Here is an 18,148-nt window from a genome sequence, read left to right as displayed (position 1 = left end):
ACAGAAATTTTCAATTTAACTCATGTTATGAGTAACTAAAATCATTGCTACATTTTTTTCAACAATATTTTTTTGTAAAAAATCAAATATTTCTTCCTTAACTTCAATATCTAAACCAGTTGATACTTCATCTAAAATAACCAAGTCAGGTTTATGAATAACGCTTAATAATATATTAAGTCGTTGTTGTTGACCACCAGATAGAAACATAATATTTTTATTTTTAGCAGCTGATAATTGATAGGTATTTAATAATTCATTTAATTGACCAACATTGATTTCGATATTAAATGTTTCTAAATAATAAGTAAGCATATCCATAACAGTAATCCCTGGTGGATATTTTGATTCTTGAAATTGGAAACCAATAACAATACCTTCTTTTTTTTGGGAACATATCAATGTTGTCTATAACATTCATTTATTGTCTTTAAATTATAAGATTAGACGAGAATAATTTAGACTTCAATATGCAATTGTATGTTAATCTTAACACTTGAAAAATATTAGTCAACAATAATACTTACTTATTGTCATTATTTAGTGATAATTTCCTATTAGTTATCGAGTAAAAATTTCCCAAAAGTGAAGTTAAATATACTTGGTGATAAATATGGAAAGAAGTATGACTATGAAAGAAAAATATAAATACAAAATTATAAATGATATTATTATTAATAAATTATCTAAACATCAAGCCAAGAATAAACTTAATCTAACTATTAGAAGAATTAACCAATTAATTCAAATTTTTAATAGAGAAGGTAAAGTTGATTTTATTCATAAATCTCGTAATAAAATTTCTAATAAGGCAACAAATTTTGAAATCAAAATTAAGATTATAAACTTGTATAAAACAAAATATTATAATTTTAATTTTCAACATTTTCATGAGAAATTAATTAATGAAGAAAAAATTAAGATTTCATATAGCACACTTTATACTATATTAATTAAAGAAAAAATTACTTCACCAAAAAGACATAAAAATAAAAAAAATAACTTACATCCAACAAGAAATCGAAGAACAAATTTTGGTGAATTAATTCAAATGGACGCCAGTAATCATCATTGATTTGGTAACGATAAACCAAAATCATTTTTACATGCTGCAATTGATGATGCTACAGGAAATATTGTTGGACTATGATTTGATCATCAAGAAACATTAGATGGTTATTATAATATTTTTTATCAAATTTTAACTAATTATGGAATACCAAAAACATTTTATACCGATAATAGAACAGTTTTTGGATATAAGAAAAAAGTTGATGCAGGAAAAATAAATACAGAAAATGACACTTATACTCAATTTCAAAAGTCCTGTAATGATTTAGGTGTTGTGAAATAATCAGAACTTCAATTCCGCAAGCTAAAGGTCGCGTTGAACGCTTATTTGGAACACTTCAAAGTCGTTTAATTAGTGAATTACGACTTAATAAAATTAGAAATTTAGAAGAAGCTAACAAATTTCTTAAAACATACATAAGTACTTTTAATAAACAATTTGCCTTTCCTATTGATGATACTAAATCTGCTATGGTTAAAGCTCCTACACAGGAAGAAATCAATATTTATCTTTCAAGATTTTCTAAAAGAAAAACAGATAGTGGTTCAACCATAACATATTATGGTAAAAAGTATTTTCCTTATAAAAATAACAAAGTTCAATACATACAACCTAGAACTGATGTAATTGTACTTAAATCATTTATTAATGAATTATATCTTAGTTACAATAATCAAATGTATGAACTAAAAGAAATAGCACAAAAACCAATTATAAAAGAAAATTTAATAAAAATTAAAAAAGTTTATATACCCAATAAAAATCATCCTTGAAGATATGGATATCAATAATTCTTAATTAAAATTAAAAATCTATTTTATAAGATATTTAATTTTATAAATACTAAACCATATAAAATTTTAAAACGTTTGCGTATGAGCAAATTTGGTGTTCTAAAATTGATTTTAAATATAAAAGAAATTGTAATTGCAATCTCTCGTTTTTACATTTGTGGTAAGTTTGATTTAGTCGGATTTATTAATAAATTATTTAAAGTTACATTATTAATTTTATTAACATCTATATTTATTTCACTATTTGATTTTCTTATATATAATTCTTTTACTTTTTTAATATTTCCAAAAAGTTCTTTTGATATTTTTATAAAAAAATCATTTTTTTCTTTAATTATTTTATTTTTATCAATTTTTCCAAAAGTAAATATTTTCAATATTGAATAACTAATTTTTTTAAATTTGCTAATCTTTTGTTTTTTTAAATTTTCATTAATATCAACAATAGTAGTTTGAACTAAATTAACTCTATTACTAATAATTTCTGGAGTAAATTGATTTTTATTAATAATTATTTTTTTCAATTCTCTATTAATTCATTCATATTCTTCTTGTAAATTTTTATTCATTTTTTCATCCTTTCAAAATAAAAACTCATTTACTTTGAAATTAAAGCAATGAGTTAAAAACTTATATTAAACTTAATTAAATTATACAAAAAAAAGTTCGCAAATCAAAATTTAAAGCTAAATTTTTAACGTTTATTTGGAATTCGTGTTTATATTTATTTAACACTGTAACTTTCCAAAATAATTTATTTTTTTATAAATATTTTTGGGAAATTTTCACTCGATATTGACACAATAATACTTACTTATATAACTCAAAAATTCTTATTAAAGTAAATTTTAATAAGTTTTATTTTATTTTTAGTTATTTTTAAATTTTAGTTTTAATTTATAATAACTGTATGGCTGTATTTATTTGATAGCATTTAAAATTAACCATTTTTGTATACATATCAATGTTATAAGTTCTATCACCAATCATATGTTTTAAAATTTGTTTAATATTAGTTTCAGTAAAGCAACCAATATTCTCAACTAATGCTTGGTTTAATACACCATCTTTTGCATTAATAAAATAACCAACTTTTAATTTTTTATATTGTAAAGTTAATAACTGTAAAAAATCAATTAATTCATAATATTGACCTTTTGCAAATAAATTTATTGCATTTTGATAGTGTAATTTAGCAATTTTATCTTTTTTTCTTCCTGCCATTATCCCAAGAAATAAAACATGAAAAGCATGGAATTTATCTAAAATAAATTTAGCATTTAAAATTGTAGCAGTTTTTCTAATTCATTTTGCACTATCTCCACAAACTATTAAATTTGCTTTGTCAAAATTTTCAAAAAATAAATTACCATATTTTTTAATTAATTGTGCTGTTTTTTCTGCACCAATTTCTGTTTTTGATATTCTTATTTTGCATACTGCTCTTTTATTAATTAATTTTCCATTTTTCTTTTTACCAGTACAAAATACTAATAATCTCATAGAACATTTTTTACAATTCTTAGTATTGTGTTTTTCATTAAACTTAAATTTTCTATGTCCATTATCAATATTTACATATAAATTTTGATATGGTTGCAATGGTATTTTGAGGATATTGGCTTTTGGTAATTCAAACTTTTATATGTTCTACAAACTGTACTAGTACTTATTAAATCTTCAATAAAAGTATCACAAACATCACGATACTTTTTACCATCAGCAAAATATTTTAAAATTTGTTTAATAACATTAGGTGCAAGTTTACTATATTTTTTAACACCGAGATAGTTATCTAATAGGGATACGTATTCAGTTTTTTGTTTTTCTATGTTATAATAAGTACAAATACGTCGTTTATAATTTAATAAACCTTTTTTTGTTTTTAATTTTCTCTTTCTAAATCTATATGATTTATATTTAGATTTATCACATGTACTTCATAAATAATCATCTATTGTTTTAAATAATTCTTCTGTTTGTTTTAAACTTAATTCATCTTGATTAAAATCGTGTTTGTCTCAATCAAAAAGATTAGGAAATGGTAATATAAACATTTTTAATGTTCCTTTCTTTAAAATAATTTAATTTTAACTTATATATGTTAATAAGGAGTAAAATATGGCTTTTATTAGTAGTTATGCACAACTGAATAAAAAATATAATCTTAATTTTAGTGATAATAATTATGGTTTTAGTTGAGATATTTTTAAAAAATTTATTGGTGATGAATGAGCCGAATATTTTACTACTAATTGTTTTTATCGTTTTGTTCCAACAGCACGTGGAACAAGAAAAACTTGAAACTGTTTAGCATTTGATTTATTTATATGTTGTAATTTTAGTGATAGTAGTGTTCAAGAAGTAAGAAGATATGAAAATACTCATAGTGAAACTACAATTGGTGCTTTAATGAATGTTTCTCAAGTATTATTAGATAAATATGATATTAATTTATTACCTAATAATCCCCATGGTATTAAATGAAAAATTACTAAGGACGCTGGGTGTATTATCTTTCCTAATAATCAACAAATTGATTTTATTGGTTATGCTAATGGTAATAAGATTTTTGGAAAAGAAGCAGGTGGGTCAAGTTTTTTAGGTTCAAGAACAGATGAAATAATAATGGCAGAAGAAAAAGAAACATTAACAGAAAAACAATTAACATATCGATATGAACGTTTACAAAACTCTATGTTTAGAAGTAATCGTATTAAAGTATCAAAAGAACCTATTAAAGAATGAAGTTGAACGTTTATTGATAAAAATATATATAGTCCTACTTTTGGAAAATTGATTACTCGTTATTTTTATAAAAGTTTCTTTATTACTTTTACATGTAATCCTTATGATAAATACCATCCATTTTATTTAAAATACTGTACGCCATTTTTACCATTAAATGATAAAGTGATGGAAAATCTTAAAAAAGTTGGCAAAATTTATTATGAAAATCAAGATATGTTTAGTGGTTTAGGTTTATTTGTTTTAAGATTTACTATTCAACCATTTTGAAATAAATTACCAGATATTCAAAAAAGAACATTATTAGAAATGAAAAAAAGTAATCCTGATGAATTTAATACTGTTTTTTATGGTTTTGAATTTTTAGATAGTGATGCAACAATTTTTCCATTTCAAAAAACAGTAAAATATTGACAATCATATGATTTAAAACAATTTTATAATCAAGAAAAAGATATGTATAAATTTGATTTTTATAGTGTTGGTATTGATTGAGCTACGGGACCAAAAGACCATACTGTATTTATGGTAGTTGGTTTTAAAGAATATAATAATACTGGTTATTATGATGCATATATTATTTGTGAATTAGTAGTTACTCCAAATGATTTTATAAATGAAAATGAAAAAATTAATGCTTATGTTAATGAAATTTTAGGATTAATGGATAATTTTGAGAATTTTGAACAAGCAATTTATTTTTATGATGATAAAGCAAGAACTGCCATGGATTGATTAAATCAAAAATTAATAGATGAACATAATACTATTTTAATAACACAAACTGCTATTAAACATGCTTCAAATTTAAATCAAGAAGCCGGATTAACTAATAGAGTAATTTGAATGAGAAATATTATGAGTTATGGAAATTTTTATGCAAATAAAGATGATTTACCAAAAACAACTCAATGTTTAGAAGAATTACGTTATGATGAAGCAAAAACTAACATTCCTGACAAAAATATGTATCAAGACCCATATGATGCTTTGTTTTATGCACTTTATCCATACAAAAATGTAATTAGGGGTAAAAATAATGCTACTGTGAAAAAAAGTATCTTCACATTTGCAATATAATAAACAAGTGACCTATAATTAATATTATAGGTCACACAAAATAAACGCCTTGTATTTAGGCGTTATTTTCCATTTAAAAGCATTCTTGTAAAAATAATCAAAAATAGTACAATTTATAAGTAAAATCAAGGAAAAAAGGAGTAATTTGATATGAAAAAAATTATGACAACGATTTTATATCTTGCATCAATACCATCATTTTCTATAAGCACTTATCGATGTTCATTAACAGGACATACTATTCAATGTAATGATGGTACTTGAACTAATATTCATGGTAAAGGTGCATGTTCATGCCATGGCGGAATAAAAAAATAAGATAAGGAGTAATTAAACATGAGTGAACAAAATACAGAATTACATTATGCTAAAAATATAGCAAAACAAAGAAAAACACAAAGAAATATATTTATTGGATTATTTTCATTTATGACAATATTATTTATTATTTCAGCAACAGCATTAGGACTTGCATGTAAAGATGGAAGACAAAAATTAAGTTTTTATTTAGGTCATGATTATACAGCGTACTGGGGGGTGGCATAACTATATGAGAAACTAAAAATTTACATGATGAGAATAAAATAGATTTATATTTTGGAATTAAACCAGATTATAAAAATGATATAAAATGAGATGGCATTTATCCTGATGGATATTTTGATAATTAAATTTGAATATTTATATATGAAATATTTTCACTATATTTATCAAATAAATTAATATTTTTTAAATTTATTTCTTGTTTATTGGTTATTAAAATTAAATCATAATTTCCAGCACCAAATATGCCACTAATTTCAATCCGATTTAAGTTATTAATCGGATTTTCAATTTGTAATTCAAATTCACTATTATTATCAATTTGTGATATTTCTTTATAAAATTCTAATTTAGAAAATAATTGAGATTTATTTGAACCATATAAATTTAATGCATTTTCAATTTTATTATTACTAATAATTGCTTTTGTAAAGTATTTTCCATATTCACCATTACCTAATGTTCAATCAGCTGGAATTAATGATGGTATATTGTTACTTTCTAATTCATTTGTAATAGATAATCAATTAAATTGGTTATCATCTAGTTTGAATAATTCATTTTGACTGATATCATTATTTTTTAATTTAATATTATTGGTATCTGTAAAATCAAAATATACAGATTTTAATATAACTTTTATGTCTTTGAATTTTCATATTTCTTTATCATTTGGTTTTATTGGACTTGATTTTAATTCAAAATAATAAGGTAATAAAATCTTATTATCATCATTTAAACCTTTATTAATTGATAATGATGAATAAATATTTTTTGATAACATAATAAATATTTGTTTAAATATTTTCACTTGCTCTAAGTTAATATAATTTGGATATTCAAATTCTCATTGTTTAAATAAATTAGTAATTATTTCATCTGGTTTTTGTCCTGAAAATGTATCACGTAATTCTGCAATTTTATTTTTTGGTTTACCTTTTTCATCATAATCTGCACCTTCAAAATTTCTATTGTAGTTATATGTATAACTTAACATATCTAATAATAGTTTCTGTAAACTATCAATTGGTGGTTTGTCACTTATTTCAACTTCAATATCATCAAATTTATCATATGTAGCAATACTTGTATATTCTTTACCAATTGGACCACTCTGAATTTTTCATACTTCTTTATCTTTAAGTTCTTTCTTTTCTTTTAATGGTCATTCTCCAAAAGAATAAGAACTTAAAAAATATCCTAATCAAGCATGTGTAACTCTTGCGTTTTTAATTATTTCTTTTCTTGTTTCTTTACCCCCACCAATAGCAATTAAATCTAAAACTGATTTTTCTTGTTCTATAAATTGTTTTGCTAAATTTCAAGGTAGTATTTGTTCACTAAATCATTGTTGTAATATTCTAACTTTTGGTTGAGTTTCAATAGGTATTGATAATAGTGGAAATGCTATCTTATCTTTAACAAATAACTTTGGGTATACTTCCATATTATCAACTTCACCAAGTACCTTTATATTGCCAAAAATCATGCTTCTAGGGGCTTTAATTTTTAGACCAGTTACTTTTATATCTTTATCTAATGGTTTTTGTAATTTAATAATAATTGGATAACCATCTCTTGTTTTAAAATCTTTAATTTTAATAATAGTTATGCTTTTAGTACTTCTTGTTTTTGGATTTTGATAAGGTTGTGAATAATTATTAATGATATGCTAAATTATCAATATTATTTTCAGTTAATGGTTCATTTATACTAACTGCATATAACTTAAATTGATTTAATAAATTTTTTTCTTGGAATATTAAATTTTTAATATCGGTCATACTATATTCAATTGTATTATCATTAATATTAGTGCTTGCTCTTTGATTTAATTGCATAGTAAAATCTGATGTTTCAGCAGCAGTAGTTTTTAATACTTTATCAATATCAATAAAACCAACTTTAATAGTATTTGCTGAAAATCTTAAACTATTATTTTCATTATTTTTAAATAAACTTTCAATTTCATAAATATATAAAGTTCTTAGTTTAAATTCATCATATGCTCTTTTAAGCTCAGGGTCACCTTTGCTATTCATAAGATTAGTAAATTCATAAGGAATATTATCAATTAAATAATCATTTTCTACTTCTGCTTGATTAAGTTTAATTTGCTTCTGTTTCTGTGGAAACTTCGTTTGTGGTTTGTTGTTGTTTTCCATTGTTCTCTCCTATTAATTGGTTATTTTCAGGATTAAATAATTTTAATTTAACTGTTAAGTTATTAATTTCTTGTTCATCATTAATATTAAATGTTTTACTAGTTAATAAATCTTTATCCATACGTACTAATATTTGAATAAATTTAAGGATATCAATATTAAATTGTCATAATTTTTGTTCAATGTAATTAATAGTTGAAATATTTACTGCTGTACTTTCTGGAACTGATTGTTGTGCAGATTTTTTTTGACTTGGTATATGAATACCACAACGTTTAAATATTTCATTAACATTTCAATCATATATATCAGTTAAATTTTTACCTTTAAAATTACTACTTGTCATATTAATATTTTCATTTTTTTCGTTATTATCTCCGCCACTTTTAAATAAATAATTTTTAGTAACTAATTCTCTTAATGCTTGTTCTAATGTTGATTGAACATTACCATAAGTTTGATTAAAAATAAATTTAGGTGAATTTAAAATGGTATCTAAAACAATTTGTTCATAAATAACATCTAATGCTTTAATTTTATCCATTACTTTATTACAATCTGCTAATTCATTTGCTTTATTTCTCATAATTGCTATTGGTATATAGTTAATATTTAATATTTGTTCTTGTTCTAAATTAGGATTATTAATAAATGATTTAAAATTTAAGGGAAATTGTTTTTTATTATCACTAATACTATAAATTGCACGATTAATAGTTACTTGTTCATTATTTAATGTATAAATTTCAAATAATCTTACAGTTTGTGCATTTTGTTGATAACTATCATAAAAAATAGTACATTGAATTAATTTACCAGTAATATCATAAACTCTTTGTTGGATATCTACTACTTGAAAATATAAATCATCATTAGCAATAAAAATTAAATAACCACCAATTCCTAATTTGCTTAATTTAAAAATAGAATTTCAATTTTTTCTATAAAATTCTTGCTGAATTAAGTATTTTTTAATAGTTTCATTATTAATATCTAATGGAGCATTATATAAATTAGCATTATTTTCTGCTACAAAATCAGTGAAATAAGTTTCATGATTAAAATCATTAAAACCAAAATAACTTAAAATTGAAGCATGTGTACTTTTATTTTTATTACTTAAAAATTTTAATTTTTCATTTTGATTATCATTAATATTGCTTTTATCTTTTCTAAAAAATCTACCTAACATAATATTCACCACCTTTTTTTAAAATATTTGATTAATTTTTAATACAATTTTTACAATAATAAATATAATTAAACCAGCAACAGCAGAAGATAATAAAACTCCAATTAAACTTAAAATAATTTTTATAATTTTAAAAAACATAATTTTATTCCTGTAATTCTTCTAATTTTCATACATTACCTTTTAAATTACCTTTTCCAGTATAAATAGTAATCAATTTTGCATGTTGAACTGATAAAATTACTATATTAACACTATCATTAAAGGTTTGTATTTGTACACCAGCAATTTTTATCAGTTATAATAAATTCTTGAATAGTATAAACTGGATTATATATACTTCAAGAATAATAAACTCTATAATGTTTATTCTCTTGAAAATCATAAGTAATTTGTCAATTATCTCATTTATTTTTTTCTCTTGTTCCTACTTCTTTTCAATTTGAACCACTTGGACTTGGTTGTGGTTGTTTTTCTAATATTTCATTAATTGCTTGTAATAATTTTTTATTTTGAGTTTTTAATAATTTATATTCATTATTTTCTAATAAATCCCTACAAAGTAATGAATTTTCTTCATCATTTAATGCAATTTCATTTGTTTCAGTATTATATTTAAAATAATCATTTGAAAATTTTTTATCTTTTATTTTTTCTTTTAATTCATTAATAGCACCGGCAATAGTTTTATCAGTAGTTTCTAAATTAGGAATTTCAGTACCAATAGTATTAATAGAAAAAGCATATTTAAAATGGTCTTTATCCATTTTATCTTCTAATTTTTTATCTATTTCTTCTTTTTTATAATAATCAGATAAATCAGTTTTACCACCACTAGCACTAATTTTATTATTTTGATCAATAGTTATATTAGTACCAGCAGTTAATTTATCTTGTTTTTTATCTAATAAATTATTAGTTTCTGGTTTTGTATAATAATCACGTTCAGTATTTTCTTCTGCTATAAATTCAGTTGGTGTATCTATTCCTTGATATTGATATATTTCTTCTATATCACCAATTAAATTAATTTTTCCACGTTCAGGATAAGAATTACCGCCACCACTAAATTCTTTCTTTTTATTGTTATAGTAAATCGTTCCGGTATTTAAAATTCTTTTATTTTGGATTTGTTCACTATACGTCATGGAATCAACATTTAGCAATTCAAATTCATTAAAAACATTATTTAAATAAATTTTAATTACTTTATAAAATTTCATAAAGTTATTTTCTGTTGAATATTGATAACTGATTTTAATAAAATATCATTTAAATATTTCTATATTATTATTTTCAACTTTTTTTCATAAAGGACTAGTTTCAATATTAAATCAATTATTTTTAACATCATTAATATTTTTATTTGCTTTAATTAATTCAGTATTTAATTTGGTAATTTCATTTTCATTAGTAGTAATTCGTTTTTGTTGTTTAGCAGAAAAATCACAAGTTGGTGCATGTGTATAATCACCAATTTGTGGATTATTTTGTAATGCTTCTGGTGGTAATGTACCAATTTCATCAGGTCAATCTAAAATCATTGTTTCAGTTTCTTTATCATAATCAGTTGCAACATAACCTTTATTAATAAATTTACTAACAGGACCTCTATATATTTCATTTTCATTATCATCAACTAAATCATCATATAATTTAATTTGTTTTGATAATGTAAATTCTTTTTGTTGTTCAATTAATTCATCAACTTGATTTCTAGTATAAAATGATTTTAAGTCAATTTTTTCAATATCTATTTCATCATCATTATAACTTGATAATATTTGTTTTAATTCTGTTAGTCTTGCTAATATTTTCATTCTACTAGGTGCTAAATCTCATACATTAATTGTTGGAAGACTACTTGCACTAAATTGACTACCATTATTAAATTGAATAGTAGCATCAACATTAAATTCAATTGGTGTACGATTGAAAACTCAATGTTCAGTGGTTACATATACCATATCTCTTAATGTTTCTTTAATTAATTCATCTTTGAAACTATCAAAAGGAAATTTAGATAAAATAAAACCAAGATAAGCATTAATATCATTTTGAGCACGAATAGCAAAAGTTTTAAATCAATCATTAACAATTGGTCATGTTTGTATATATTGCTGTGGCGTTTCTGTAATTTTTCCAGTTAATGGATATCAGTTATTATAATTTTCAAGACTGACACCAGTTCAAAGTTTATTAATCATAATTTATCATTCCTTAAAAAATGCTTGTTTATAATGATGAGTATGTTTTTTTGTTTTTTTATGTGTTATATGCTCAATTTCTTTTTGTATTTTATTTTTGCTTTTTTTTAATTTTTTCTTACTTTTTGCTATAACTTGACTATATGCAAATTTTTCTAAATGATGTAATAATCCAGTACCAAATAAAGTATTAACTGATAACTTTAAACCAACATTTTTAAATGATTTATTAATATTTTCAATAGGATTATTAATAACATTAACTACTTTATGATAAGTTCTAATAGTTCTAAATATTTCTCTATATACTTTAAAACTATCTCTAATTACTTGTTGTACCACTGGTGGAGCAAATGCTATTGCTTTTAATCATTTATTATGATTAACACCATAACCAATGTATCAACCACTATATCAACGATATCAATGAAATGGATGTATTTGAGTAACAAAAGTTTTTGCTTTAAGAATACTATCAACAACTGTAATTGGTTTATATTTAGGATTACGATGATAAATAGTAATTGCACATTTATCTAATGACAAAGGTTGAATTTTACAACCCATAAATACTGGTGAATTTAATGGAATTAATTGTGCATGTTTAATTGCTCTTTTTTCTGTACTAGTAAATAAATCAGTTGCTTTTTCTTTTAATTTATTAATTTTTTCAAATGCTTGTTTTTCTAACTTTTCAAATTTTTCTTGTAATTTATATATACTTTCTCTTATTTTTTCAAAATATGGTGTATCTTTTCAAAATTTATTTAAACCTTTTTTTAAATAAAATCTAATATCAAAATATTTAAAAGTTTGATTTGCTTTTAAAACAAGTTGATGAATAACATTATTTTTAAAATTAAATTTAATAGCATTAGCACGAATTTTTTGTAAATCTAAAATTAAAGTTTTTCCATATCTATTTTCTGTATGTATTGTATGAACTAAATTTAATCAATCATGTTGATTCATTTTTAATACTTCTTTTAAATCAGTATTAAATTTTTTTAAAAAGTTATTTGCTTTTTCAATATCTTTAATTTTAAATTTAGGAGTTAATTGTGGACTTAATTTTATTAATGTATTTTGTAATAATAAGTGTTCCATTAATTTTTCTGTTTCTAGTTTTTGAAAATTATTCTTATATTGTCTTTCAGCAAAATATCCTAAATCTCGTAATACTGTTTCACGATTAGGAGTAAAACTATAATTAATTAAATAACGTTTATTACCAATAATTTTATCTGTTAAAATTTCTTTTCCACTTACTTGACTAATAATTTCTTGTAAGTTTTTTGCTTCTTTAATACCAACTTGTTCTAATGTTTTATTTTTTTGTGCTAACTTAATAAAATTAGTCGTACGATAACCACGACTAATTTTATTAAGTCCAGCAAATGCTGGTAATATATTAAAAAAAGTATTTAATGGTGTTACATTTCCTTTTAAATAATCATAAACTTGATTAATAGTAAAATCAGTTAAAAATTCTACACCAACAGCACTAATACTAGCAATTAAATCACTTGCACCTAATCCAAGGGCTACACTTTCACTTAATCCACCAGTAAAAGGAGCAAGTGCTACTGCTATAACTTGTACACCAATCATTTCTAAAATTTCTCATCAAAAACTTTTGTTTTCTTGTTGGTTACTTGTTCTAGTATGTTTTGGTTTATTTATGTGCTGAGTTATACTTGTAAGTGCAAGTAAATAAAATTGCAAAAAATTCTCATATAAAAATTTCATAATGCTAAATTTAGTTTAGAAAAAAGTAAGGAGTTTTTATATGAGTTATAAACATCTTGGCATAGATGAAAGGATTTATATTGAGAATCAATTGAAATTTAAATTTAAAATTAGTGAAATAGCTAAAAATCTTAATCGAAGTATTAGTACTATTATTCGAGAAATTAATAGAAATAAAGATAATAATCATTATTTTTCATTAATTGCACAAAATAAAGCTGAAAATCGAAAACAATCACATATTAGTTTTCATAAGTTTAAAAATAAGAATTTAGTAAAATATGTACAACAAAAATTACTATTAGGTTGATCACCTGAACAAATTTATGGCAGAATTAAAAATTTTCATAAAGAGTGAGTTATTAGTTTTAAAACAATTTATACTTGAATTTATTTTGGAATGCTTGATAAAGTTACTAGTAAAAATTTAAGAAGAAAAGGTAAAAAACGAAAATCTAAAGAAAATCGTGGCAAGTTTAATGGTAAATCAATTAAAGAACGAGATATAAATGTTAATGATCGTATAACACTTGGTCATTGAGAAGGAGATACTATAGTATCATCACGAGGTAAAAGCAAATCATGTTTAATAACTTTAGTTGAAAGAGTATCACGATTTACTTTAGCAATATTAGTTAAAAACAGAACTACTAAAGTTATTAATAAAAATGTTAGTTATTATTTATCAATTCTTCCTAAAAACATTGTTAAAACTATTACTTTTGATCGTGGCAAAGAATTTTCAAATTGACAACAACTTGAAAAAAATTTAGATATAAAAATTTATTTTGCCAATCCATATTCACCTTGACAAAGAGGTACTAATGAAAATACTAATGGTTTAATTAGAGAAAAATTTCCTAAAAAATTTATTTTTTCAAAAACTAATAAAAATGAAGTTCATAAATTTATATTGTCTTTAAACCAAAGACCAAGAAAAATACTAAATTATCTTTCACCAATCGAATATTTGGATAGAAAAATAATTTAGTTGCACTTACCTTTACAATTTAGCATGTTTAAAAGTATTGCTGTACTAGTTGTACCGATTGGCATAATATTAATTTCCTTTATTTAAGAGTTATTTTAATTGGATTTGTTGTTCCTTTATAATTTAAGTCATTAACATTAGCAGTAATGGTTATATATAAGTCACCTGCTTTTTGTTTTTGATTACTTACATTAGTTTTTCCTTGTGCATCACTAAAATATTTAATAGTTGGATTTGTTAAATTAGGATTTAATGATTTAAGTTCATTAGTACTTTTTATTTGTGTATTTAATTCACTATTATTGTTATTAACATTTGCAGTAATATCAGTTGTTAAACTTGTAATTTTAGTTTTTAAATGAGTTTTCTCTGTTTTAATAATTCCGCATAACATTCATCTTGATGTTGTTTCATTATTGGAAATATAAGGTATTGATTCTCCAACAACTTCACCAGCAACTTTATATGCTCTTCCTGCTTTATCATCTTTAATAAAGTCTACATAAATAATTGTTCTTTCTAACATGTATCTTTTCATTGCTCTTGGTGTTGCTAAAACAAAAGTCATTAGTTGTTGTTCATTTTTATCATTAGTAAAAATCATATAGTCATCAAGAACGATTTCACATAATACACCTTTTACATATAAATTATTTCCATTTAAACGTAATTGTTGCGCTAACTGATTATCGGTGATTAAACCTTTATTATCTGCTAAATAAACTAAACTATCATAAAGACCATTAGTAATAAAAAATTTACTATTTGCAATGTTTCTAAATTGAAACAAAGTATTTCAAGCAGATAACATTGATTTTAAATATCCTATTGGCGTTGTATCTTCAATATCTATTTTAGTAGCAGATTTTGCAATTGCTTGTGTATCATCAATTGCTAATTTATCTGCTAAATCATTTGCAACTTCATATTGCATACTATCTAATAAATTTTGTGCATTATTTGCATTTAAATCTACATCTGCAATAATTTTTCCTGCAAGATATTTTTTAGTTATTTTTTTACTAATTTTATCTGTATCAACATATGGTAATTCATATCTTTTGCTTTTGTCATCTCAAGCAATAATCTTAACTTCTGGTTTTTTTGGTTTTTCAACAATAAATTCAATATTTACTGAATCAACAATTTCAGTAGGAAAAAAGTTTGCCCATGGACTATTTGAAATTTTAAAAAATTCTATAAATTCTGGTGGTTCTACTAATCTCTCTGTATTGTCTAAATTTTGATTAAATGGTACTGACATTTTATTTCTTCCTTTCGTTTATAAATAATTTTTCTTTTTATAATTAATTAAAAAAATTTTTTTATCATTTGGTTTATTATTAATAATTATTTGTTTATTACCACCTGTATTAATTGTTTGTTTAAATACTGGTTGTTCTTTAATCATTTTTTTAATAGTTTCTTCAATTTTTGAATTTTGTAAATTATTAGTTTTAAATTTTAAATAATCATAAAATTCAGTTTTAACTTGATATTTTTTAAATATATTAATTATTTCTTTTTCTTTAATTTCTTGATTAAGTTTATTTAACTTATTTTCTGCTTCATTAACTTTATTTTCTATTTCTTGTTGAGCATTATTTTCAGTTAAAGGTTCAGTTGTTTGTTGAACATTATCTTCATTTTCTAACATTTACATCACCCTTTATTATTTATTTTCTTTATTAATTTTTTCATTTAATTTTGCTAATTTTTTTTGATGTTTTATAATTTTGTTATTTGCTCTAACATGTTTTGGAGTTGTGATAAATCTTTTTAATAAAACATTAATTTCTCTGCAAATTAATGTTCCAACACTTGTTCCAATAATTATTAATTCATGTAAAAATTCTTTCATCTGAATATTTTCCTTTCAATTGTTTATTTTTAATTATTCATCAAATTGACCACCATTAATTCTTTCAATCATTGATTGTGAATTACTTATAATTTCTACTAATACAGATATTTCTTTATTGAATTCTTCTATTCTTTCTTTATATTTTTTTATTTCCTGATTATAATATTCAATTATTTTTTCTTTATTCATAAATTATTCACCTCCTTTATAAACTCATGTGATTATAATCTCAATTTAATGAAGCATTATCATTATTTAATGGTACTTCGCTCATATTATCACTACCATATTGACTAGTTGTTTCACTATTAATAGTAAATCTATTGTCATTAATTAATCTTGCAGTTTCATCATGAAATGATGTTTCTTGCATTTCTTCATTATGATGTGTAGTTTCCATAGGTAATAAATTATGAATAATTTCAGAAGCACCAGCAACAATAGTTGGAACTGCATAAGCATTATTAAAATCATTATTAATACCCATAGCAACACCACTTGATATTAAACAACCATCAGTAGCCATATTACAAATCTTTCTTATTGTTTCAAATTTATTAGGTATTAATTCAGTTAATCCACTAATAAGATTTGAAATACCATAAGCATTTAAACTAATATATGTATCTCAATCCATTAATGACTGATTTTCTTGTTTATTTAATAGTAATCATGGAGGACCTTCTGTTGTAGTTGTAGTAGTTATTGGAGTTGGTGTTGTTGGAATAATAGGATTAATATTATTTTCTGTTCATTTACTATAATTTGCTAAACCAATTGTTCCTAAACCTAGTAATATTTTTTTACTACTATTAATTAATTTAGTTTTAGTATTTGGTCTTTGATTTAAATTTCAAATATCTAAACCTAATTTTTTACCAAATAATAAACTATTAATTGAACCTAATACTGGATTTGCAATTACTGGACCATAATAAGCACTTGTTCCTATCATTGCACAAATTGGACTTATACCAGTTCTAATTAATTTAGTTAAAGTATAATTTGATTGTGTATTTTCGTTTGGCATTTTACTCTCCTTTATTTGTTTTTATTAGTTCTCTTATAACATCTAATAAAGAATCTACTAAATAAGAATTTAATTCAAATTCATAATTTCTAATTTTAATTTTTTCCTTCTGCATTTATTTATTCTCCTTTAATTTCAATAACATAATCAATTGTTATATTTTTGTAATTATTTAAATGAGTTTTACATAATCCTAATTTTTTATCTTTTTTAATTGAACAAACATATATTTCTTGCTTACTATTATTATTTTTACAACCATAAATATCACAATATCATAGTCATTCATAATCATTAATCATTTTATTTTCCTTTAATTTTCTAATTTTTTAATTGTTACCTTAATTCAACCTTGATAAACATCATTATCACCAACTATTAATGCAACATTACTTTCTGGGTCAGAAACAATTATGTGTTTTGATTTAACATTTGGGTATTGTCTTAAAATAATTGCTCTAATATCATTATTTGTATGAATTGCTTTTGGAAATGGTGATAATATTTCAATTTCATCTTTATTTTCAAACAAAGTAGGTAATATTATCATTAATTATTCTCCTTATGTTTAATTTCTTTTGATATTTCATTTAATATTTTTAATACTTTATATTCATTTTTTAATTCTTTAATAATAAATATTAAAAATATTATTAGTGTTATGCTTGTTATTAATATTGGTACTATTAATAAAATTTTTCATAATATCATTT

At 22.4% G+C, this 18,148-nt stretch carries 22 protein-coding genes and 1 pseudogene; 4 read left to right on the top strand and 19 right to left on the bottom strand.

Going from position 1 to position 18,148, the window contains the following annotated elements:
- Nucleotides 1-15: 15 nt before the first annotated feature.
- Nucleotides 16-402 (bottom strand): ATP-binding cassette domain-containing protein, encoded by a 387-nt coding sequence (locus tag AACL05_RS06025; protein WP_338960636.1) that lies wholly within the window; start codon nt 400-402, stop codon nt 16-18.
- Nucleotides 403-613: 211 nt separating this feature from the next.
- Here AACL05_RS06025 and AACL05_RS08745 point away from each other — a divergent pair.
- Nucleotides 614-1,863, top strand: a pseudogene (locus AACL05_RS08745) (ISNCY family transposase).
- Between the two features lie 152 nt (nt 1,864-2,015).
- On the opposite strand, the gene AACL05_RS06010 reads toward AACL05_RS08745, so the two are convergent.
- The 3 genes from AACL05_RS06010 to AACL05_RS06000 form a co-directional block, all read right to left on the bottom strand.
- A complete protein-coding gene (locus AACL05_RS06010) occupies nt 2,016-2,435 on the bottom strand; it encodes a hypothetical protein (protein WP_338960629.1) in 420 nt (139 codons plus the stop codon).
- A 328-nt stretch (nt 2,436-2,763) separates the two neighbouring features.
- On the bottom strand, nt 2,764-3,468 hold the full coding sequence (locus tag AACL05_RS06005) for an Mbov_0401 family ICE element transposase-like protein (RefSeq protein ID WP_338960627.1): 705 nt from the start codon (nt 3,466-3,468) through the stop codon (nt 2,764-2,766).
- Nucleotides 3,441-3,923, bottom strand: coding sequence for a UPF0236 family transposase-like protein (locus AACL05_RS06000; RefSeq protein WP_338960625.1), 483 nt, complete (start codon nt 3,921-3,923; stop codon nt 3,441-3,443). The genes AACL05_RS06005 and AACL05_RS06000 overlap by 28 nt, the downstream gene beginning before the upstream one ends.
- A gap of 64 nt (nt 3,924-3,987) precedes the next feature.
- Between AACL05_RS06000 and AACL05_RS05995 the strand changes: the two genes are divergently transcribed.
- The gene (locus AACL05_RS05995; protein WP_338985877.1) at nt 3,988-5,694 is read left to right on the top strand and encodes a hypothetical protein; all 1,707 of its coding nucleotides are present in this window, start codon (nt 3,988-3,990) and stop codon (nt 5,692-5,694) included.
- Nucleotides 5,695-5,906: 212 nt separating this feature from the next.
- On the opposite strand, the gene AACL05_RS05990 is transcribed toward AACL05_RS05995, so the two are convergent.
- Complete coding sequence (locus AACL05_RS05990; RefSeq protein ID WP_338985875.1) at nt 5,907-6,032, bottom strand: hypothetical protein; 126 nt, start codon at nt 6,030-6,032, stop codon at nt 5,907-5,909.
- Between AACL05_RS05990 and AACL05_RS05985 the strand changes: the two genes are divergently transcribed.
- Nucleotides 6,031-6,240, top strand: a complete 210-nt coding sequence (locus tag AACL05_RS05985) for a hypothetical protein (protein WP_338960617.1) — start codon at nt 6,031-6,033, stop codon at nt 6,238-6,240. The two genes, AACL05_RS05990 and AACL05_RS05985, sit on opposite strands and share 2 nt — an antisense overlap.
- Nucleotides 6,241-6,361: 121 nt before the next feature.
- On the opposite strand, the gene AACL05_RS05980 is transcribed toward AACL05_RS05985, so the two are convergent.
- From AACL05_RS05980 to AACL05_RS05955, 6 genes are all read right to left on the bottom strand, one after another.
- Nucleotides 6,362-7,726, bottom strand: coding sequence for a hypothetical protein (locus AACL05_RS05980; RefSeq protein WP_338985873.1), 1,365 nt, complete (start codon nt 7,724-7,726; stop codon nt 6,362-6,364).
- Between the two features lie 172 nt (nt 7,727-7,898).
- Nucleotides 7,899-8,402 (bottom strand): hypothetical protein, encoded by a 504-nt coding sequence (locus AACL05_RS05975; RefSeq protein ID WP_338985871.1) that lies wholly within the window; start codon nt 8,400-8,402, stop codon nt 7,899-7,901.
- On the bottom strand, nt 8,347-9,594 hold the full coding sequence (locus tag AACL05_RS05970; RefSeq protein WP_338960612.1) for a hypothetical protein: 1,248 nt from the start codon (nt 9,592-9,594) through the stop codon (nt 8,347-8,349). Before AACL05_RS05970 ends, AACL05_RS05975 begins: the two co-directional genes overlap by 56 nt.
- A gap of 18 nt (nt 9,595-9,612) precedes the next feature.
- The gene (locus AACL05_RS05965) at nt 9,613-9,735 is read right to left on the bottom strand and encodes a hypothetical protein (protein WP_338960611.1); all 123 of its coding nucleotides are present in this window, start codon (nt 9,733-9,735) and stop codon (nt 9,613-9,615) included.
- A 119-nt stretch (nt 9,736-9,854) separates the two neighbouring features.
- Nucleotides 9,855-11,801 (bottom strand): hypothetical protein, encoded by a 1,947-nt coding sequence (locus tag AACL05_RS05960; RefSeq protein WP_338985869.1) that lies wholly within the window; start codon nt 11,799-11,801, stop codon nt 9,855-9,857.
- A gap of 3 nt (nt 11,802-11,804) precedes the next feature.
- Nucleotides 11,805-13,550 (bottom strand): hypothetical protein, encoded by a 1,746-nt coding sequence (locus tag AACL05_RS05955; protein WP_338985868.1) that lies wholly within the window; start codon nt 13,548-13,550, stop codon nt 11,805-11,807.
- A 40-nt stretch (nt 13,551-13,590) separates the two neighbouring features.
- Here AACL05_RS05955 and AACL05_RS05950 point away from each other — a divergent pair, with 40 nt between their 5' ends.
- Nucleotides 13,591-14,541 carry an IS30 family transposase gene (locus tag AACL05_RS05950; RefSeq protein ID WP_338960236.1) on the top strand — a complete coding sequence of 317 codons (951 nt, stop codon included), beginning with the start codon at nt 13,591-13,593 and terminating at the stop codon, nt 14,539-14,541.
- Nucleotides 14,542-14,620: 79 nt separating this feature from the next.
- Here AACL05_RS05950 and AACL05_RS05945 read toward each other — a convergent pair whose 3' ends face one another.
- From AACL05_RS05945 to AACL05_RS05910, 8 genes are all read right to left on the bottom strand, one after another.
- Nucleotides 14,621-15,805: a hypothetical protein gene (locus tag AACL05_RS05945; protein WP_338985867.1), complete on the bottom strand. Its 1,185-nt coding sequence runs from the start codon at nt 15,803-15,805 to the stop codon at nt 14,621-14,623.
- Between the two features lie 18 nt (nt 15,806-15,823).
- On the bottom strand, nt 15,824-16,198 hold the full coding sequence (locus AACL05_RS05940; RefSeq protein WP_338960602.1) for a hypothetical protein: 375 nt from the start codon (nt 16,196-16,198) through the stop codon (nt 15,824-15,826).
- 15 nt (nt 16,199-16,213) lie between these two features.
- Nucleotides 16,214-16,402 carry a hypothetical protein gene (locus AACL05_RS05935; protein WP_338960599.1) on the bottom strand — a complete coding sequence of 63 codons (189 nt, stop codon included), beginning with the start codon at nt 16,400-16,402 and terminating at the stop codon, nt 16,214-16,216.
- A gap of 33 nt (nt 16,403-16,435) precedes the next feature.
- Nucleotides 16,436-16,594, bottom strand: a complete 159-nt coding sequence (locus tag AACL05_RS05930) for a hypothetical protein (RefSeq protein WP_338960597.1) — start codon at nt 16,592-16,594, stop codon at nt 16,436-16,438.
- Between the two features lie 16 nt (nt 16,595-16,610).
- Entirely contained in the window at nt 16,611-17,435 is an 825-nt protein-coding gene (locus tag AACL05_RS05925) for a hypothetical protein (protein WP_338960594.1), read from the bottom strand.
- Between the two features lie 119 nt (nt 17,436-17,554).
- On the bottom strand, nt 17,555-17,737 hold the full coding sequence (locus tag AACL05_RS05920) for a hypothetical protein (RefSeq protein WP_338960591.1): 183 nt from the start codon (nt 17,735-17,737) through the stop codon (nt 17,555-17,557).
- 11 nt (nt 17,738-17,748) lie between these two features.
- A complete protein-coding gene (locus tag AACL05_RS05915) occupies nt 17,749-17,985 on the bottom strand; it encodes a hypothetical protein (protein WP_338960588.1) in 237 nt (78 codons plus the stop codon).
- Nucleotides 17,985-18,146 carry a hypothetical protein gene (locus AACL05_RS05910; protein ID WP_338960586.1) on the bottom strand — a complete coding sequence of 54 codons (162 nt, stop codon included), beginning with the start codon at nt 18,144-18,146 and terminating at the stop codon, nt 17,985-17,987. Before AACL05_RS05910 ends, AACL05_RS05915 begins: the two co-directional genes overlap by 1 nt.
- Nucleotides 18,147-18,148 lie beyond the last annotated feature (2 nt).

This window comes from Spiroplasma endosymbiont of Thecophora atra (assembly GCF_964019735.1).
Classification (GTDB): Bacteria; Bacillota_I; Bacilli_A; order Mycoplasmatales; family VBWQ01; genus Spiroplasma_E; species Spiroplasma_E ixodetis_A.
This window is presented reverse-complemented; position numbering and strand designations above follow the sequence as displayed.